The sequence below is a fragment of the Pseudomonas sp. BP11-1-1 genome, from assembly GCF_052112105.1.
GTDB lineage: Bacteria > Pseudomonadota > Gammaproteobacteria > Pseudomonadales > Pseudomonadaceae > Aquipseudomonas > Aquipseudomonas alvandae.
This window is the reverse complement of sequence record NZ_JAUTYU010000005.1, coordinates 344859-363161: the sequence shown is the minus strand read 5'-3', so window position 1 is coordinate 363161 and position 18303 is coordinate 344859. Positions and strand designations below refer to the sequence as shown.

At 59.5% G+C, this 18303-nt stretch carries 16 protein-coding genes; 6 read left to right on the top strand and 10 right to left on the bottom strand.

Going from position 1 to position 18303, the window contains the following annotated elements:
- Positions 1-130 precede the first annotated feature (130 nt).
- From Q7C33_RS13980 to gnd, 3 genes are read right to left on the bottom strand one after another with little or no spacing between them, the layout of a single operon-like run.
- A complete protein-coding gene (locus tag Q7C33_RS13980) occupies positions 131-952 on the bottom strand; it encodes an HAD family hydrolase (protein WP_407683573.1) in 822 nt (273 codons plus the stop codon).
- On the bottom strand, positions 949-2469 hold the full coding sequence (gene zwf, locus Q7C33_RS13975) for a glucose-6-phosphate dehydrogenase (RefSeq protein ID WP_030142715.1): 1521 nt from the start codon (positions 2467-2469) through the stop codon (positions 949-951). Before zwf ends, Q7C33_RS13980 begins: the two co-directional genes overlap by 4 nt.
- Positions 2466-3470 carry a phosphogluconate dehydrogenase (NAD(+)-dependent, decarboxylating) gene (gene gnd / locus Q7C33_RS13970; RefSeq protein WP_261978333.1) on the bottom strand — a complete coding sequence of 335 codons (1005 nt, stop codon included), beginning with the start codon at positions 3468-3470 and terminating at the stop codon, positions 2466-2468. Before gnd ends, zwf begins: the two co-directional genes overlap by 4 nt.
- Positions 3471-3720: 250 nt before the next feature.
- Here gnd and Q7C33_RS13965 point away from each other — a divergent pair, with 250 nt between their 5' ends.
- Positions 3721-3894 (top strand): DUF6026 family protein, encoded by a 174-nt coding sequence (locus tag Q7C33_RS13965; protein ID WP_187293371.1) that lies wholly within the window; start codon positions 3721-3723, stop codon positions 3892-3894.
- A 211-nt stretch (positions 3895-4105) separates the two neighbouring features.
- Positions 4106-5845: a phosphoethanolamine transferase CptA gene (locus tag Q7C33_RS13960; RefSeq protein WP_407683572.1), complete on the top strand. Its 1740-nt coding sequence runs from the start codon at positions 4106-4108 to the stop codon at positions 5843-5845.
- Between the two features lie 23 nt (positions 5846-5868).
- Here Q7C33_RS13960 and Q7C33_RS13955 read toward each other — a convergent pair whose 3' ends face one another.
- The 4 genes from Q7C33_RS13955 to Q7C33_RS13940 form a co-directional block, all read right to left on the bottom strand.
- On the bottom strand, positions 5869-6363 hold the full coding sequence (locus tag Q7C33_RS13955; protein WP_407683571.1) for a GNAT family N-acetyltransferase: 495 nt from the start codon (positions 6361-6363) through the stop codon (positions 5869-5871).
- A gap of 56 nt (positions 6364-6419) precedes the next feature.
- Positions 6420-7541 (bottom strand): cell division protein ZapE, encoded by a 1122-nt coding sequence (gene zapE / locus Q7C33_RS13950; protein ID WP_407683570.1) that lies wholly within the window; start codon positions 7539-7541, stop codon positions 6420-6422.
- 200 nt (positions 7542-7741) lie between these two features.
- The gene (locus tag Q7C33_RS13945) at positions 7742-8083 is read right to left on the bottom strand and encodes a nuclear transport factor 2 family protein (protein ID WP_030142720.1); all 342 of its coding nucleotides are present in this window, start codon (positions 8081-8083) and stop codon (positions 7742-7744) included.
- 51 nt (positions 8084-8134) lie between these two features.
- Positions 8135-8851 (bottom strand): helix-turn-helix transcriptional regulator, encoded by a 717-nt coding sequence (locus Q7C33_RS13940; protein WP_030142721.1) that lies wholly within the window; start codon positions 8849-8851, stop codon positions 8135-8137.
- A gap of 142 nt (positions 8852-8993) precedes the next feature.
- Between Q7C33_RS13940 and Q7C33_RS13935 the strand changes: the two genes are divergently transcribed.
- Positions 8994-9464 carry an LEA type 2 family protein gene (locus Q7C33_RS13935; protein WP_030142722.1) on the top strand — a complete coding sequence of 157 codons (471 nt, stop codon included), beginning with the start codon at positions 8994-8996 and terminating at the stop codon, positions 9462-9464.
- Here the strand turns inward: Q7C33_RS13935 and Q7C33_RS13930 are convergent, their stop codons facing one another.
- Positions 9465-10388, bottom strand: coding sequence for a carbon-nitrogen hydrolase family protein (locus Q7C33_RS13930; RefSeq protein ID WP_030142723.1), 924 nt, complete (start codon positions 10386-10388; stop codon positions 9465-9467).
- 84 nt (positions 10389-10472) lie between these two features.
- Here Q7C33_RS13930 and Q7C33_RS13925 point away from each other — a divergent pair, with 84 nt between their 5' ends.
- Positions 10473-11381 carry a LysR substrate-binding domain-containing protein gene (locus Q7C33_RS13925; protein WP_258650816.1) on the top strand — a complete coding sequence of 303 codons (909 nt, stop codon included), beginning with the start codon at positions 10473-10475 and terminating at the stop codon, positions 11379-11381.
- A 4-nt stretch (positions 11382-11385) separates the two neighbouring features.
- Here the strand turns inward: Q7C33_RS13925 and Q7C33_RS13920 are convergent, their stop codons facing one another.
- On the bottom strand, positions 11386-11640 hold the full coding sequence (locus Q7C33_RS13920; protein WP_030142725.1) for a hypothetical protein: 255 nt from the start codon (positions 11638-11640) through the stop codon (positions 11386-11388).
- Between the two features lie 162 nt (positions 11641-11802).
- Here Q7C33_RS13920 and Q7C33_RS13915 point away from each other — a divergent pair, with 162 nt between their 5' ends.
- On the top strand, positions 11803-12120 hold the full coding sequence (locus Q7C33_RS13915; protein WP_030142726.1) for a DUF883 family protein: 318 nt from the start codon (positions 11803-11805) through the stop codon (positions 12118-12120).
- A 55-nt stretch (positions 12121-12175) separates the two neighbouring features.
- On the opposite strand, the gene Q7C33_RS13910 is transcribed toward Q7C33_RS13915, so the two are convergent.
- Positions 12176-13207, bottom strand: coding sequence for an Ldh family oxidoreductase (locus tag Q7C33_RS13910; RefSeq protein WP_407683569.1), 1032 nt, complete (start codon positions 13205-13207; stop codon positions 12176-12178).
- 243 nt (positions 13208-13450) lie between these two features.
- On the opposite strand from Q7C33_RS13910, the gene Q7C33_RS13905 reads away from it, so the two are divergent.
- Positions 13451-18253 carry a dermonecrotic toxin domain-containing protein gene (locus Q7C33_RS13905; RefSeq protein WP_407683568.1) on the top strand — a complete coding sequence of 1601 codons (4803 nt, stop codon included), beginning with the start codon at positions 13451-13453 and terminating at the stop codon, positions 18251-18253.
- The last annotated feature ends 50 nt before the right edge of the window (positions 18254-18303 follow it).

Genomic DNA, 18303 nt, shown 5'->3' with positions numbered 1-18303 from the left:
ATCCCCGCTGGGCCGCGTAGCGGCCCCCAAACCAGCCAACTCGGTATGTCAAAAAGATTGAGTTCACTGTTAGGGGCTGCTACGCAGCCCAGCGGGGATAAATCCCCTCGCCACAACAATATATGGCGGCCTACCGCGGCAAGATGTACCGCTCGATCGCCAATGCCGCACCGCCCTCGGTGTTGGCTGCGGTAACGACATCCGCCTGGCGCTTGATCGCCTCTTCCGCCTGTCCCATTGCAATCGACAGTCCCGCACGATGGAACATCGCCGGATCGTTGCCGCCATCCCCCATGGCGGCGGTCTGTTCCAGCGGCACGCCCAGGAACTCCGCCAGGGTCGACAACGCCTCGCCCTTGTTCGCCTTCATCGCCGTTACATCCAGGTAGATCGGTTGCGAACGCGACACCTGGGCCTGGCCCTTGAGCAGCGGATGCAGGCGCGCCTCAAGTTCCACCAGCAGATCCGTGTTGGCGCTGGTCGCAACGATCTTGTCGATGCGCTCAAGGTAAGGCTCGAAACTCTCCACTTCCACCGGCGGATACCCCAGGCCGCGGGTTTCAACCGGCACCATCGGACCGTTGGCGTCGCGCACCAGCCAGTCGCCGTCGGCAAACACCCACACTTCGATACCGGGCTGACCGGCGTACAGCGCCAACGTGGTCAGTGCCGCCTCGGGCGGTAAGTGGTGAACAGCCAGGAAGGTCCCGTCCGGGTGCACCAGCGTGCCGCCGTTGAACGCCGCCGTGGGCAGGTCGACACCCAGGGCTTCGATCTGCTGCAACATGGCTCGTGGGGGACGCCCGGTGGCAAGGCTGAACAGCACGCCAGCCTCGCGCAACGAACGAACGGCTTGGATGGTGCGCTGGTTGAGACTGTGATCGGGCAGCAGCAACGTACCGTCCATGTCACTGAGCAAAAAGCGGATGGGGCGTTTCACCTGATCACTCATCCGAGGCCATGCCAGACGCGACCATCGCGAGTCAGCAATTCGTCAGCGGCCGCCGGGCCATCCTCACCGGCCTGGTACGGCTGGACCGTTGCGTCTTCCCGCCAGGCATCGAGGAACGGCTGCACCGCGCGCCAGCCGTTTTCGATGTTGTCGGCACGCTGGAACAATGTCTGGTCGCCCGTCAGGCAATCGTAGATCAGGGTTTCGTAACCCGTTGACGGCTGCATTTCGAAGAAATCCTTATAGGCAAAGCCCAATTCAATGTTGGCCATGTCGAGGGCCGGCCCGGGCCGCTTGGCCAGCAGGTCGAACCACATGCCTTCGTTGGGCTGGATCTGGATTCTCAGGTACGTAGGTTGCAATTCGTCGACTTCGGTGTCGCGAAACTGCGCGTAAGGCGCCGGCTTGAAGCAGATGACGATTTCCGTGTCGCGCACGCTCATGCGCTTGCCGGTGCGCAGGTAGAACGGCACGCCGACCCACCGCCAGTTGTCGATCATGACCTTGAGGGCGACGTAGGTTTCGGTGCTGCTGTCGGCTGCGACGTTGGTCTCCTCGCGATAACCTTTGACCGCGTTGCCGCCGACTTCCCCCGCCGTGTACTGGCCACGAACCGAATTGGCGCGGGCCTGCTCCACTGACCAGGGGCGGATCGCCCCGACCACCTTGGCCTTCTCGCCACGCACCGCGTCAGCGCCAAACGCCGCCGGTGGTTCCATCGCCACCATCGCCAGCAGCTGGAACAAGTGGTTGGGCACCATGTCCCGCAGGGCCCCGGTGTGCTCATAAAAGCTGCCGCGGGTTTCCACGCCAACGGTTTCGGCGGCGGTAATCTGCACATGGTCGATGTAGTGATTGTTCCAGAACGCCTCGAACAGGCTGTTGGAGAAACGGCTGACCAGAATGTTCTGCACCGTCTCCTTGCCCAGGTAATGGTCGATCCGATAGATCTGTTTCTCGCTCATCACCTTGAGCAGGCAGGCGTTGAGCGCCTCGGCGGTTTGCAGGTCGGAGCCGAACGGCTTCTCGATCACCACGCGGCGGAAGGCGTCATCCTGCTCCTGAAGCAGCCCGGCCGCGCCAAGGCGGCGAACCACTTCACTGAAAAAGCGTGGCGCGGTCGCCAGGTAGAAGACCGCGTTGCCGGTGCCGCTGGCGGCGATTTTCGCCGCCAGCGTTTCATAGGTACTGTCGTCGAGAAAATCACCCTGAACGTAACCGATGCCCTGGGCCAATTTGGCCCACAGCGCGGGATCGAGCGCCCGATCAGGATCGCCGCCCTTGACCTGCGCCTCGTTACGGATGAAATCCTCGAGTTTTTTTGCAAAATCCACATCGCTGATAGCGTTGTGATCGACACCGATGATCTGCAGGCCATCTCCCAGCAGTCCGTCGCGACTGAGGTGGTAAAGGGCCGGCATGAGCAAGCGCTTGACCAGATCTCCATGGGCACCGAACAGGAACAGCGTGGTCGGTGGCGCGGGTTCTGCCTTGGATTTCCTGCCAATCGACGTCATTTTTTCGGCGTCTCCACGTGACCACCGAAGCCGAAGCGCATGGCCGACAACATCTTGTCGCCATACGTAGCCTGCTGACGGGAGCGGAACCGCGCGAACAGCGAACTGGACAGCACTGGCACCGGCACCGCTTGTTCGATGGCCGCTTCGATGGTCCAGCGCCCTTCCCCGCTGTCAGCGACTTCGCCGGAGAAACCATCCAGTTTCGGATCGCTGGCCAGCGCATCCGCGGTCAGGTCCAGCAGCCAGGACGAAACCACGCTGCCGCGTCGCCAGACTTCAGCGATATCGGCGACGTTCAAGTCGAAACGCTGCTCGGGCGGCAGGCTTTCGCTGGACTTGGTCTTGAGGATATCGAAGCCTTCGGCGAAGGCCTGCATCATGCCGTATTCGATGCCGTTATGGATCATCTTCACAAAATGCCCGGCACCGGCCGGACCGGCATGGATGTAGCCGCGCTCGGCGCGATCGTCGTCGGATTTGCGGTCGCGGGTGCGTGGGATATCGCCCATGCCCGGCGCCAGGCTGGCAAACAACGGATCCAGGCGCCGGACAACATCGGCATCCCCGCCGATCATCATGCAGTAACCGCGTTCAAGGCCCCAGACGCCGCCGGAGGTACCGACGTCGATGTAGCTCAGGCCTTTTTCCGACAGGGCCTGGGCCCGACGGATGTCGTCCTTGTAATACGTGTTTCCGCCATCAATGATCACGTCGCCCGGCTCGAGCAGCGCGCTCAACGCGTTGATGGTGTCTTCCGTAGGCGCGCCGGCTGGCAGCATGACCCAGACGGCCCGTGGCGTCTCCAGGCCGGCGACCAACGCCGGCAGGTCCGCGACGCCCGTTGCGCCTTCCTGGCTCAGGTTTTCGACGAAAGCGGCATTGCGGTCATACACGACGGTGGTGTGCCCATTGAGCATCAGGCGCCGCGCAATATTGCCGCCCATGCGGCCCAGTCCAATGATCCCGAGTTGCATGTGCTGATGCTCCCTACTACAAATAAAGGTATGTCAAAGGTTTAGCTCAAACGACTTGTGGAGGTTAGTCCAGAGCATTGCGGCATAGTTTCCGGGTAAATCGCCCGATCACAAAGGATAACGTTCAAAAACCGGCCGAAGACACGGCGACCATGAAAAATAAAAAAGTTCCATTCACGAGCAAAAGTATTCAGAATCGGCGCCGATAAAGAGGTGTCGACCAAAAAACTGGCGACATCTCTCTAGTTGATGTACGCCATTTGCGAGGTGAGCAATGGGCCCAGTCGTTACCGCACGTCCTCCCCAAACCCTTTACGTGACCATTCGTCGCGACGAATTACGCCTGCTGAAAGAAGAGCGTGATCTGCTGCTTGATGAAGTGACGCAGTTGCGCTTGCAGTTGCAACACGCACAGCTTCCCTACCAGGGCCAGGCTTTGGCTCGCTGAACCCACCTGTCACGGAGGCAAGGCAGTTGAAGTGACACCGGGCAAGCCGGTGTCACTTCAAAAAGCTCCTCGCCACAAGCAATTCGTAACCAAAAAACTCACAAAGTTTTCACATCCTCCCCTTAATACTCCCGCGCACTTAATTGTTTCGTCGAATGCATGAGCACCAATCCGGTGCCAGAAGCTTCGTCGATGAGGGCTGGAGCGCTTGATGAGTGTGTTCAAACGCAGCAAAACGACTGCGAAAGGTTTCGACTGGGCCGGGCTCGGCTGGCTGTTTCTATTCTTCTGGTATTTTTCCGGCATCACCCAATTACTCATCCTGCTAAGCGACACCTCCGGCTTCACCGGCTTTCGCCAGGCCTTCGTGATGAGTGCCCTGTGGCTGGCGCCGATGCTGCTCTTCCCTACCCGCACTCGCCTGCTCGCCGCACTGATCGGCGTAGTGCTGTGGGCGTGCTCCATGGCCAGCCTGGGCTATTTCTTCATTTATCAGCAGGAATTTTCCCAAAGCGTCATCTTCATCATGTTCGAATCGAACGTGGCCGAAGCGGGCGAATACATGACCCAGTATTTTGCCTGGTGGATGGTGCCGGCATTCCTCGCCCACACATTGGTGGGCTATTTCCTCTGGACCCGTTTGCGCCCGGTTTATCTGCCGCGAGGCCAGGCCATGGTCGCCGCCGCCGTGATCGTGGTCGCCGTGGTGGGTTATCCATTGATCAAGCAGACCCAGCGCACCGGCACCCTCGCCGGCGGCCTGGAGAAATTCGAGGATCGCATCGAGCCGGCAGTGCCGTGGCAGATGCTGGTGGCGTACCGTCGTTACACTGAGCAGTTGGAGAATATGCAAGGCATGCTTCACAGCGCCAGCACCATCGCGCCCCTGAGCAACCTCAAGGACACCATGGCCAACCAGCCCGCAACGCTGGTGCTGGTTATCGGTGAGTCCACCAACCGCCAGCGCATGAGCCTCTACGGCTACCCGAGGGAAACCACGCCGGAACTGGACAAGCTCAAGGACCAGCTCTCGGTGTTCGACAATGTCATCACCCCGCGCCCCTACACCATCGAAGCGCTGCAACAGGTGTTGACCTTCGCCGACGAAGAAAACCCGGACCTCTACCTGAGCACGCCGTCATTGGTGAGCATGATGAAACAGGCCGGCTACAAGACTTTCTGGATCACCAACCAGCAGACCATGACCAAGCGCAACACCATGCTCACGACCTTCTCCCAGCAGGCCGACGAGCAGGTGTACCTGAATAACAACCGCAACCAGAATGCCGCCCAATACGATGGCGACGTGATCGAACCGTTCAACAAGGCATTGGCCGATACCGCGCCGCGCAAGCTGATCGTGGTGCACCTGCTCGGCACGCACATGAGCTATCAGTACCGTTATCCGCCGACCTTCGACAAGTTCACCGATCGCCAAGGCGTACCGGCAGGCGTGCGTGACGACCAGGTCCCGACCTACAACAGCTACGATAACGCGGTGCTGTACAACGACTTCGTGGTGTCCAGCCTCATCAAGGACTATGCCAAGACCGACCCCAACGGTTTCCTGCTATACCTGTCGGATCACGGTGAAGACGTATTTGATTCGCCGGGGCATAAGACCCTGGGGCGCAACGAGGGCAAGCCAACGGCGCCGATGTATACCATTCCATTCATGGCCTGGGCCTCGCCGAAATGGCGCGAAGCCCATGACTGGAACCTCGCCGGCGACTTGGGACGCCCCTACAGCAGCTCGCACCTGATCCATACCTGGGCGGACATGGCCGGCTTGAGCTTCGACGAACTGGACCGCAGCAAAAGCCTGGTCAGCGATGCGTTCAAGGCCAGGCCACTGTTGATCGGCAATCCGTACCAGAACCAGCACAAGGCCTTGATCGACTTCAGCCTCATGAAACCCACGGGGCCAGCGGGACAGGTCGTACAGAAATAATCGGAGCTGGTTGAAGCCCGCTGTTACAGGGGTTTGATCCAGAACTGCATGAGGCCGTGGGCCGGATCGAACATGCCGGGGGCAAATCCGAACTTGGCGTAACTGGCCTGGGCCACGGCATTGCCTTCCAGCACCTCCAGGGTGATCTTGCAGCATCCGCGCTGGCGAGCGATGTCTTCGACTTTGCGCAGCATCTTCTGACTCAGGCCCAGCCCGCGAAACGCCGGCATCACGGCAACGTCATGGACATTCACCAAAGGCCGGCAGGCAAAGGTGGAAAAACCCTCGAAGCAGTTGACCAACCCCGCCGGTTCGCCATTGACGAACGCCAATACGCTGAAGGCATGGGCGCGCTTGGCCAGTTCTTCAGGCAAGTGCGCAAGCACCTCGGCCGGCAGCGAATGACCTCCCCCCATCGGGTCCTCGGCATAGCCGTTGAGCACATGACAGATCGCTTCCGCGTGGACCGGATTGGTGTAGCTGGCTTGGAGTACAAGGATGTCCTTGGCTTCTTCCATGATTGTTCCATCTCGTTTCGATAAGGCCGGCGGCGTGGTCGCCGGCAGGGTTCAGGTCAGGCGAACTGACCGAATCGTTGCAATTGCATTTCCTGGAGGCGACTGAGGGTACGGCGAAACGGGAATTGCAGATAGCCCTCGGTGTACAACTGGTCCATCGGCACCTCGGCCGACAGGTACAACGGCACCTTGCGGTCATAACATTCGTCGACCAGGGCGATGAACCGCCGCACGCCGTCGTCGTGAACCGACAGCTGCGGCAGTTCGCGATCACCGGCCACGACCCGCTCGATCCCGTCTTCGGTGCCTCGGGCAATGCGCCCTTCGCGCTGCTCGGCGCTCAGGTTGGGTACGTCGCTGAGCAGGATCGCCTTGAAACGGTCGCACAGCGCCATGAAATCCACCGCCGAAAACGGTTGCTCGCACAGGTCCGGGTAACGACTCCAGAGCACCGTGTCGCTGGCCTGGACTGGCACGACCAGGCGATGGCCCACCTCGACCGGCGCGCAGCTCGACGCCTGCCCCGCGCTCAACCGGGCAAACACATCCGCCAATGGATCGACCAGGCCGGGATCGCGCAGCCAATAGCGTTGTTGCAAGACACCCGGATGCTGGCGATGGTCCTGCCAGCCATTCACGGGAACGACTTGCATGTACTGCTTGATCGCGGCAATGGTCGGCAGGAACCGCTCACGGTTGTGGCCGTTGGCGTAGAGCTCGTCAGGCGGCAGGTTGGACGTGCTGACCACGACCATGCCCAACTCGAACATCACCTGGAAGAGACGACCCAGGATGATGGCGTCGCCGATATCGGTGACGAACAGTTCGTCGAAACACAGCACTCGCACCTCGCGACTCAACTCGCGGGCCAAGGCCTGTAACGGGTCAGGCGTGCCGGTGAGCTGGAATGAGCGCTGGTGGACCCAGGCCATGAAATGGTGGAAGTGTTGGCGACGGGCTGGAACCTCGAGGCTTTCGTAGAAGCGATCCATGAGCCAGGTCTTGCCGCGCCCTACCGGGCCCCAAAGATACACACCCTTGATCGACTTGCTGCCTTCGTGCAATGCCTTGTGACACTGCTCCAAGGCCATGATGGCCAGCTCCTGGGCTTCATCCTGGACGAAGCCGTGATGTTCGATGGCATGCTGCCAAGCGCTCAAGGGGGATTTGGAAATCATGCGACCCAGGTCCGGAAGGCGAAGGTGGCGAGTATGCCATGCGGCGCAACCCGGTGAGTGTTTCGCTGCCTATGGATCACCCCAAACCTTGTGGCGAGGGAGCTTGCTCCCGCTCGGTTGCGCAGCGACCGCAAGTTTTTTGGGACTGCTGCGCAGCCCAGCGGGAGCAAGCTCCCTCGCCACAGCTTCGCTCCTACTTCTCATACAGAAATATCCAGCCGGCTGATCTTCCCCTGCTCATCGAGCCGGAACGTGTAGCGCAACTCCAGCGGACTGCCGGGGAAGGTTCCCGAGATCAGGTTGTGGACCAGCACCCTCCCGGTGCGTTGCTGAACGTCGAGGACTTCGACCCGCGGCTGGTAACGTCGCGCGGTGTCCTCCATCCATTGGGCGATGGCCTGGGTACCGACCCGGTGATGGCCCTCATCGAAGACGTTGGCATTCTCGGCAAAGAAACGCGTCGCCGCCGAGCTGTCGCGGGCGTTGGCCGCGGCGATATAACCGGCAATGGCCGGAGCAAGGGAAGAGACGGGATTGGACATGTCAGGGCTCCTTGTTGTATCGATCCGCAGCCATGCTAAAACAGTGTCAAGTCAGTTTTTGTCAGGAGTGAAACGCCCCGCTTCATCCAGGTTCATCAGAGCAAACCAGGCTCGCAACAAGTCACTGCGCCGGCCCGGATAACGCTCACCCTGGGCCGTCGCGGCAGCAATCCGGTCGGTGCGAAAGGTCCGATAGGCACCGCGCAACTCACACCAGGCCACCACCACCCGGGCCTCGTTGAAAAATCCCAGGGCCAGGGGCCAGATCAAGCGTTGGCTCGGGTTCTTGTTCACGTCGGCGTAATCGATATGCAGCTTGGCCTGAGTGCGAATGGCCTGGCGGTAGACGTTCAGGTCGACGATGTTCTGGGGGTAGCCATAACCCGGGGGGCCCGGCAGTACCGTCGGGTTATGCAAGGCGTCCCGCAAACCGGGCGCCAGCACGGCATCGACCTTCGCCAAGGCGTCGGCGGCGGCCTTGCCCAGCACCTCATCGCCGCGCTGGTCGACGTAGCGCAAGCCCAGCACGATGGCTTCGATTTCATCGGCGGTGAACATCAAGGGTGGCAGGAACAGCCCGCTGCGCAACACATAGCCGATGCCCGCCTCGCCCTGGATCGGCGCGCCCATCGCCGTGAGTTCGGCGATATCGCGATACAGCGTGCGCTCGGACACCTTCAACTCGGTCGCCAATGTCGCGGCGGTGACCGGGCATCGCTTGCCCCGCAGGACTTGCAGCAACGTGAGCAGCCGAGTGGTTCGCGACACGATAGAAAAAGATCCGAAGGAAATTCGCAGCAGATTAGCAGAGGCTGGTGTCAGAAACTGTCAGGAGGACGGTACTCCGCCACGGATGATGGTTCCACCCAGTGTTATTGTTGTGCCCCACAGTCCCGATGAGAAAGTCTCCATGCGCAAAATCCTCGGTTTGTCTCTCATCCTGGCGGTACTCGGCCTGAACGCCTGCGCCCTCTTCCAGCATCGGGACCCATTGAATATCAACGTGGTCGGCATCGAACCATTGCCCAGCCAGGGCCTGGAGCTGCGTTTTGCGGTGAAGCTGCGCCTGCAGAACCCCAACGAGACCACCATCGACTACAACGGCGTAGCGCTGGACCTGGAGGTCAACGGTCATACATTGGCGACAGGCGTCAGCGACCAGACCGGCTCGATCCCGCGTTTTTCCGAAGGCATCCTGAGCGTACCGGTGAGCATTTCGGCTTTCTCGGTATTGCGCCAGACACTGGGCCTGAGCCAGACCCAAAGCCTCGACAACCTGCCTTATGTACTCAAGGGCAAACTCGCTGGCGGACTGTTTGGCACGATGCGCTTCGTCGACCGCGGAACCCTCGACTTGCCCGGATCCACGGCCACCTGGTGATCAACCGGTAAAACGCACGCCTGGCTTGGCGCGCTCATCCACCACCAACTCGAATACATCCGGTCGGGCGTAATGGCCAACCACGTCATAGTCATAGCGCGCCCGCACCAGCTCGTCGGTATCGACTTCAGCGGTCAACAACCCCGCAGTGCCCTTCAACGGTCCGGCCAGCACATCCCCCATCGGCCCGACAATCACGCTGCCGCCGGCGATCAGGGGCCGCTCCGCCGGCCAGTTCGCCACGTCGATGCCCAACGCCTGTGGCGACGCCTGGACCTGGCAGGCACTGACCACGAAACACCGTCCTTCGTGGGCGATATGACGCATGCTCACCTGCCACATCTCCCGTTCATCCACCGTCGGCGCACACCAGACGTCCACGCCTTTGGCGTACATGGCCGTGCGCAGCAGCGGCATCATGTTCTCCCAGCACACCGCCGCACCTACGCGCCCGACCTGGCTGTCGATCACCGGCAACGTCGAGCCGTCGCCCTTGCCCCAGATCAGTCGCTCAGTGCCGGTGGGCATCAACTTGCGGTGCTTGGCCACCAGGCCTGCGTCCGGTTCGAAATACAGCGCGGTGCAGTACAAGGTATTGCCAGCACGCTCAATGACACCCAGTACCAGGCTGGCCCCGGTGCGCGCGGACAAGCCGGCCAACGCCTCCGTCTCGACGCCCGGCACGTCGATGGCGTTGGCGAAGTAGCGCGCAAACGCCTCGCGCCCTTCCGGCAACCGATAACCCAACTGGGTTCCGAAACCCTCGCCCTTGGGATAGCCGCCCAACAGCGCCTCGGGCATCACCACCAAACGAGCGCCAGCTTCACGAATGGCCTCTTCGTAGGAAAGAATCTGCGCCAATGTTTCGGCTTTGCCCCCCGGCAACGAGCCGATCTGCAAGGCAGCGACGATGGATTTAGGCATGGTCTTGAACTCCGTGATTTCAGGTGTTGCCGATTCTCCAGTGTCGACGGATCATGAATAAAGCCCAGCACGCTGCTAAAAGATATGAACCAAATGAATATCGCTGACGTAGACCTGAACCTGCTGAAAACCTTCGAAGCGTTGCACGACGAATCCAGCGCCAGCCGCGCGGCCCTGCGCCTGGGCGTGACTCAGTCGGCTATCAGCGCCGCGCTGCGCAGGCTTCGAGGGCTGTACGACGATCAACTGTTCGTGCGCACGGGCCGCGGCCTGGCCCCGACGCTGCGGGCCAATCAGTTGAAGCCGGTGATCAGCGATGCGCTGGACAAATGCCGGCAAAGCCTGGCGATGGTCGATCCGGGCGCCAGCCACTATGAGGGCCGCTCCGTCATCGTCGGGTTATCCGATGATTTCGAGATCGCCCATGGGCGGCGCCTGATCGAGGAAGTGGCGCGGCGAGCGCCGGGCCTGCGCTTGATTTTTCGCCAGACCCACAGCCAGATAGTCGGGCGCGCCTTGATGGAGCGCAGCCTCGACCTGGCAATCACGGCGGGAGGGTTTACCGAACGGCTGCTCAGTCGCCAGGTCTTGGGAGAAGGTGACTACGCCTGCCTGGTGGATCCGGCCAGCCTCGAGGAAGGTGAGCAGGGCCTGAGCCTGGAGGCCTTCGTGGCCCGTGAACACCTGCTGGTGTCGTCCGGCGGCTTCATCGGCATCACCGACGAAGGGCTGGCCGGGCTCGGCCTGCGTCGGCGTGTCTGTGCCTCGACCACTCACTTCGCGGCGCTGCCGTTCCTGCTCAAGGGCAGCCAGGCCGTGGCGACGATCCCGGGCCATGCCGCCAAGGCCATCGCGGCCCTCAGCGGCCTGGCATTGCTGCCCTGCCCGCTCGCCTTGCCCCGCTACCCCATCGAACTGGGATGGCGAACCCACACGCCGATGGACCCGGCCGCCAGCAAAGTGCGCGAAGCGATCGTCGCCACCTTCGCTTGAATGTTTATTTATTGGCGGCCATCAGCCGGTTGACCTCGCTGCGCACCATGTTGGCGTACTCCGGAGGCGACATGCCGTCCAATTCCGCACGCACCCATTCGGCCCATTTGCCCTTGCGCTTGGAACGCTCGCCAAACAACCGGGCAGCGTCGCCCTTGGCCTTGCCCAGGTTGTTTTGCCACAACTCGAAGAGCCGGGATTTTTCGTCCTCCAGCGCCGCACGCTCGGCCAGGGACTTGTCAGCCAGATTGAAACTCATGGGGGATTACCTGTTGCGTAAATAGGCGCCATCTTACACCTTGAGCGGAAACGTCTTAACCACGATTTTAACTGCGCCAGCATGACGCACGCCCAATGCTGCAACTTTCAAGCAAGCGCAACACTCCACTGTTCACTGCCATCATCCTCAAGGAGTACCTCAATGGCTCGTAGAAGCGTCGCGCAACCGAACGGAGAGCAAATCAAGGATCAAGCCTTCAGCGAACTGAAAGCGTTGATCGAGGAGTCGGAGAAGTTACTCAAGAGCAGTGCCGCCCTGGTGGGTGAAGATGCCGAGGACCTGCGCGGCCAGATCGCCCAGAAGCTGCAACAGGCACTGGACGCAGTCGCCAGCGCTCGGGAGCGCACGCGACCGATGGTGGATGCGACGGAAGTCTACATCGGCGGCCATCCGTGGCAGACCGTCGCGATTTCCGCAGGCTTCGGGCTGGTGGTGGGGTTGTTGCTCGGGCGTCGCTGAGCGCCGGTCCATGGCGAGGGAGCGTACTCTCTCGCCAAAAACAATCGTTTGCGGTTTACAGTCCGGCCAATTCGCGCAACTGCGCCAGCGTCTGCTCGTCCAGCGTGATCCCCTGCTCATTGGATTTGCTGCGCTCACGGTGCCGACGATCACCTGGCAAGCGGCGCAATCCCACACCGTGCATCTGCCTGACCAGTTCCTGGCTACGCTCGGCGAAACCTTGCCCGGCGGCCTTGCTTGGATCGATCACGATCAGCAGTTGCCCAGTCCATGGCGTCTTGGCGCCCGGGTGATTGTGCCAATCGAATTCGAAAGAAAAATTCCCGCCGGTCAACGCCGCTGCCAGCAACTCGACCATCATCGACAGCGCCGAGCCCTTGTGCCCGCCAAACGGCAGGAGCGCGCCACCCTCCAGGATTGCCTTCGGGTCACAGGTCGGCTGGCCAAGGCTGTCGACGCCCATGCCGGGTGGCAAGCGCTCGCCTTTGCGCGCGGCGATCTGTACATCACCGTGGGCAATGGCGCTGGTGGCCAGGTCGAAGACGATCGGCTCGCCCCCGGCGCGTGGCGCGGCGAAGGCGATGGGGTTGGTGCCGAACAGCGGGCGGTCCGCGCCATGGGGCACCACGCAGGTCATGCTGTTGACCACGCTCAGCGCCACCAGTCCCTCATAGGCAAACGGCTCGACATCCGGCCAAAGCGCCGCGAAGTGATGGGAGTTGCGTATCGCCAGCACCGCAATTCCGGCGCTGCGGGCTTTTTCCACCAGCAGTGGCCGGGCAGCTTCCAGGGCGGGCTGGGCAAAACCGTTGCAGGCGTCCACCCGGACGAACCCGGAGGCGACGTCTTCGACCACCGGCACCGCCTGGCCATCGACCCAACCGCTGTTCAGCGTCGAGACATAGCCGGGTATGCGGAACACGCCATGGCTGTGGGCACCGTCACGCTCGGCGGCGGCACAGTTCAGGGCCAGGGTGCGGGCGACATCGGCCGAGGTGCCATGGCGTTTGAAAACCAGCTCCAGCAGATCCGCCAAAGCGTCGAAGGATAAAGTGCAAGAACCGGCATGATCGGGTAGCGCGGACATCTGAAGCTCCTGATGGATTTATTGGAGGTAGCAACAGCGCAAGAGAAAGACCAGGTGATTAAACACCGCTGCACGAGCGCGCTGTCAACCGTTGTGGAAGTCCTTCGAAACCCCACGAGGCTGACAGGCCTTCCAATCCTACGTGCGGTAACTATGTACCGCCTCTGCTCATTCATCGTTCCCTAGTCTGGCCGCTTCATAGACCTGGGCGCCGCCCTGCGACGCCACGAGCGAGAAGCGACGATGAGTACAGAAACCACGCCACTCCTGTTCCCCGAGGTACTGGCCGCCAGAAACCTGGAAGACTTGAAGGCAGGCCATGGATTGACGCAGGCAGAGCTCGACTGGCTGCAAAATGCATCCCTGTCCAGCCACACGCTGCGCCAAGCCCAAACGCCGCAGATGATCGCCGAAACGATTCTATTGTCAGGCGACTCAAAACCGCCCATTCCGCTGGCCGGCTGCTTCGCCCTGCGCAGGCCTGCACAAGACGACGGTTCGCAAGGCGACCCCGCTTTTCTGTATACGCCTTGGGATGGAATCAAAAGGTTCGACGACCCCAAATCACTCGAGGACAACATTGCCCAAGCACTGAGAAAGCCGTTGGAGCGCGACAAGCTGTTCAGTCTCCTGTCGATGGTCCAACGCAGCGAATTGAATGGCGCGATCGCTATCCAGCAGAGCCGAAGAACCATTGATGGCGATATCTTCAAAACCCAAATCGAATCCATCGAAGATGCCCAGGACCTTAACGCCTCGTCCATGGTGAAAGAGCTGATCTCACAGCCCTCGCTTGCCTCGATGGTGGACCAGGCATTGAAGGAAGTCCTGCCGAACCTTGACCCCAGGCAAATTCGCATCGCGCTTACGAAGACTGATCAACCGCAAGCGGTGAAGCCGGTCAAGGTCACCGAGAGCATTGCGCTGAGCGATGCTGTACTGGTCTATTTTCACAACCGAGGATGGCCTGCCGGGCACGATATTGATCTGACTCATCCCGGCTCCCCTGCCTCCAGCTACACCGCGCAAGCGTGGGAAACCAAAATTCGGGAAACGGCTACGAAACTCATTCCGAAACTGACCGACTGTATTACTGAGTTCTGGGATGCCCTCGGCCCGCTCTACATCACTCGCCGTAAATTTCTTTCCCAAGTCATTCATGACCGCCTGTTGGCGACTATTTTCGTCGAACGGGAAAAAGAGGACCTGACCGACGCGCAAAGCGGGGAATTGCTTCGGCTGCTGAGGCCGTCTCGCCGGGATGAACCTCTGCTGTCCATCGAAACAGTACGTCTTTGGGAATATGAACCGAACTACGTGGAACTGGCCGGCAGCTTGAAGATCAGCGGCAAGGAAAACTATCTGGTTACGCCTCACCAAGGCCTACTGAAAGTAAACAGTTATCTCGACTTTAAAGAGACGCTGTTTGATACCGACGAGCAAAAAAATGCGATCTATGAACTCCTGAGCCTGGATGAGCGCAACCGGTTCCTGCAATTTGACCAGCCGCAGATTTCAGGCAAGCCCATAAACTTGCCGGTCGCCGAGTCCCTGGCCAACACAATCATTGATAAGCAGCGTGTGAACCTGCGGTATGCGCTGGAAATGTCCCGCCAGGCCGAAGTGGATATCCATGCGCTCGTTGATAAAGCGCTCGACATACGCGCCTTTATCCATAAAGACCTGCTGAAGCAGACAGTCACCGGACATTGGGGCACCCAACCTACGTTCTACGGAAAACTGCGGCCTTCAACGTACATGGCCGACCAAATGCAACGAAAGGCGACGACGTATGAGGAGATCGAAAGCGGCGTCGACGAGCTTCTCACTCGGATGCCCATCACCAAGGTGACTGATCTGAGTGTTGAGCTCGACAAACTGCGTACGAAACTCACCAGTGCCTTTTCATTTGGCATCCGTGCAGAAGCCGAACTTAGAGCGTCCAATGCAACCCTGCCATCGATTGTAAATGAACTGATCGAAACGGTTTTTGAGTTCGACAATGATTATCCGCAGCGCGAGGACCGCAAAGGAGTCCGGGGATTTCGACCCGACGTCTATTCGTTGAGACTGTCCTGCAAATCAAACGATGTGACTGTTTTCCAGTCGCTCGCCAATTGCTTCCTATTGACCGAACGAGGAGGACTGGACACACCTCATTCGGGCATGGCGATTCTCTGGACACCCGCTGACGGACTGCAGGCTTTCAGCTCGGTCGAGGTCGCTACACAACAATTGAATCGGCAACTGCTCGACTCCCAGAGGCGTTTTGGCTTGCTTGTCAATTTGAAGCCAGCCGAACGCAAGCCCCATCGACATTACCAGCTTGAAGACTTTGAACTGGTCACCGGTAATGTACTTCTGAATCGAATGAACTCGTTCATTAGCCACTTGGTGGCTGAATATGGTTATCTCAGCACATTGAAGATCGGGAACAGCGAACTGACACCGTCGGAGTTAAACGACGGTCTTAAAGCGCTCTTGAAGAATGGGGCACCCACCAATCTGAAACGCGCCCTGTCCATTGCCAGGGCATACGAGCGGCAGCAGAAGCTTCCCGCCTGGCTGGGCACGGCCCCCCTTGAAGAGCAACGCCTGCATATCGAAATACTCGAGCAATACAAGAACAGCACCGCCGAAGGCAAGGACTACCTGGAGGGGGTCGAGTCTCTGCGCAGTTATGTGCAGAAAAGACTGAAGACGTTAATGGACGCGCGCTTCCCGGGAAAAAAACTGAACCCGGAGACCATTCAAATCACGCCAAGGCTTGCGATTGTCGGGCCAGCCTGCTCCTTGACGGATTTTGCGCTGCAACACAAAGAGGTGACCGAAAAAGACTTCACGGTTTCGTCGACATCGACCGAGAAACTGCCGAGCGGTTTTAACGAGGCATCCGTCAGGGCTCTTCTGTCATCGCTGGATATTTCAACCACCTATAAAACAAGCGTTAGCCGGGTACTCACTGGCGACGCGGGGAACGTCCAGCCCAACAGTCGACGCTTTGCCCAGCAGTTACCTTGGCAACTGCTTCAATATGCCCATGCGAGGTATCTACAACAATACCTGTCCCCGGCAGCCTTCGACCTTGTCCGCCAAGTACTTGACATGCCGGACGCGATCGCGCGCCGGGCGGTAAAAGGCACCCAAGCGCTTATTCGGCCCCTGGAATTGATCACGACCCAGGGAGCCACGGCGGTGAAGGCATTGGGGCTTTATTTGATCAGTTCAAGCACCGCGCCAACCGGCTCCCATATCCTTTACTCCCCCTACTACGAAGGTCATCAGCTCACCGAGTTCAAGGATGAGGCGAGTGTCGTCGCGGCCTTCAATCAGCCCGGTTTGCTGCAGAACCTGCTGATTCGCCGCCTGCCCGAGGCGCAGCAAGCCACCTTCAAGAATCTTTTTGCCGCTACCCTGGGGCAAACATCGGAAATCACCCTGGCTTCGAATCCGATCAACACTAATACGCTTGACGAAATCTACAGCGATAACGCGAAGCTGATCTCGAACTTGTTCACCTCACAAAACCAGGACAATGGCTCGTTCGACTGGTCGACGGTCGTGCACCTGCTCAGTTCTGGCGCAAAGCTGATAAGAAAAGACTTGCCTGCCAAACTCAACTTCCTGGAAACGCTTCGGGAGAGTTACGAAGATTTCAAGGCCTCATCCGAAGCCTTGCAAGAACATGACTATAAAGCGGGCCTGTACGACTTTATTGCCGGCGCGGCAGAGATGGTGTCATTGGGTTTCTTGAATCGCGACGATACGTTTGGCCTTCTGGACCCCATCGAGCCCAGCACCAGTAACCCGGCATCGTCGGCCTGGAAAGATATCGCGAGCACCTCAGCGAATCGCACCGATCTGCAGGTGTTCGAAGCCACCAACATAAGCCTCGCGAACCTGAAGAAAAACGCTGTGGATGGCACCTTCAGGTCACTGGCAACCAGCAGACTTTATGTCCCCCTCGCCGGCAAAGTCTATCAGGTCGCCAAATACAACCAAACCTGGCGCATCGTTCGCGGTGAGTCCCAGGGACCATTGCTCAAGCGCTCCTCTGACGGTAAGACCTGGGTAATCGATACCGAGCGCCAGACCATCCACTTCGGCAAGGCGGGGTCAAAGCTGTCCGTCGTCTACAGCGACATGAGAGCCAAGGGAGAACTGAATATCGAAGCCAGGGGAATGGCTGAAATACAGAGGAAGTACCCAAGCCGCGCCAAGATGATTATGCAAGCATTGGAAACAGCAAGGTTCTATACATCCAATGCCCTCCATAACCTTGAGCGTCTGAAGCGACTGGTTCTTCCAGGCTCGCGGATGGATACCTATCTGACCACCATGTTCGGGGTAAACAGCGTCGACGCCAAGCTTCTCGGCAAAATAGAAAAAGCAATTTCACCGATATGCCGGGCATTGGCCAACCCCACTTGGGGAAAACAGAATGGGGAGCGCTTTGTAGTCGGCCATTTAAAATATCTGGAGGATAGGGCCACAGCCTTTGTGTTCGACGGCTCGGGCGCCAAAAGGATTTATCTCACCCAATTCTTTTTCCACATGGAACTGGGTTGGTATAGATCCGCCGTACCACAGCCCTTCGATGTTGACGCCCATGGTCAAGGAGCGGTCATTATTCACGAGATGTCCCATCTGCTTACGCACACGATCGATATCATCTACCTGGACACCATGAATCCCTTTCTGGATTTGATCTCGACGGTAAGCCACCTCGGACAGAAGAAATACGACGAGCAAAAAGAGTTGCAGGAGGAGGGTCTTTCGCTGGCGACGCCAAAATCCAAGTTGTTTACGGATTGGGATGAGACGACCAACACGTACAAAAGCATTGATCAGTTGCCTGGACACAAGGAGGTCGCCAGGGAAGTCCTGAAAACGATTGGTGCCCGGAACATGGACGCGGCACGGGATGCCTTCCTCGACCCGACTTCTGCAGACAAACGTATCGACGTCATCCTGCGCAACGCCGATTCCATTACGCTGCTGATCTGCGAGTTGGGACGCCAACTCGATCCGAGCCCTCCCCATTGATCTTTTTTTCACGACGCTTATGAGACAGTCCGATGCAGGAGCGAATGCGC

What these genes read in the sequence shown, in the direction of transcription:
- Q7C33_RS13965 (WP_187293371.1), top strand. Translation starts at nt 3,721, where the DNA reads ATGGGCCCAGTCGTTACCGCACGTCCTCCCCAAACCCTTTACGTGACC.
- Q7C33_RS13955 (WP_407683571.1), bottom strand. Translation starts at nt 6,363, where the DNA reads ATGGAAGAAGCCAAGGACATCCTTGTACTCCAAGCCAGCTACACCAAT.
- zwf (WP_030142715.1), bottom strand. Translation starts at nt 2,469, where the DNA reads ATGACGTCGATTGGCAGGAAATCCAAGGCAGAACCCGCGCCACCGACC.
- Q7C33_RS13960 (WP_407683572.1), top strand. Translation starts at nt 4,106, where the DNA reads ATGAGTGTGTTCAAACGCAGCAAAACGACTGCGAAAGGTTTCGACTGG.
- Q7C33_RS13935 (WP_030142722.1), top strand. Translation starts at nt 8,994, where the DNA reads ATGCGCAAAATCCTCGGTTTGTCTCTCATCCTGGCGGTACTCGGCCTG.
- Q7C33_RS13925 (WP_258650816.1), top strand. Translation starts at nt 10,473, where the DNA reads ATGAACCAAATGAATATCGCTGACGTAGACCTGAACCTGCTGAAAACC.
- Q7C33_RS13930 (WP_030142723.1), bottom strand. Translation starts at nt 10,388, where the DNA reads ATGCCTAAATCCATCGTCGCTGCCTTGCAGATCGGCTCGTTGCCGGGG.
- zapE (WP_407683570.1), bottom strand. Translation starts at nt 7,541, where the DNA reads ATGATTTCCAAATCCCCCTTGAGCGCTTGGCAGCATGCCATCGAACAT.
- Q7C33_RS13910 (WP_407683569.1), bottom strand. Translation starts at nt 13,207, where the DNA reads ATGTCCGCGCTACCCGATCATGCCGGTTCTTGCACTTTATCCTTCGAC.
- Q7C33_RS13980 (WP_407683573.1), bottom strand. Translation starts at nt 952, where the DNA reads ATGAGTGATCAGGTGAAACGCCCCATCCGCTTTTTGCTCAGTGACATG.
- Q7C33_RS13915 (WP_030142726.1), top strand. Translation starts at nt 11,803, where the DNA reads ATGGCTCGTAGAAGCGTCGCGCAACCGAACGGAGAGCAAATCAAGGAT.
- Q7C33_RS13905 (WP_407683568.1), top strand. Translation starts at nt 13,451, where the DNA reads ATGAGTACAGAAACCACGCCACTCCTGTTCCCCGAGGTACTGGCCGCC.
- Q7C33_RS13920 (WP_030142725.1), bottom strand. Translation starts at nt 11,640, where the DNA reads ATGAGTTTCAATCTGGCTGACAAGTCCCTGGCCGAGCGTGCGGCGCTG.
- Q7C33_RS13945 (WP_030142720.1), bottom strand. Translation starts at nt 8,083, where the DNA reads ATGTCCAATCCCGTCTCTTCCCTTGCTCCGGCCATTGCCGGTTATATC.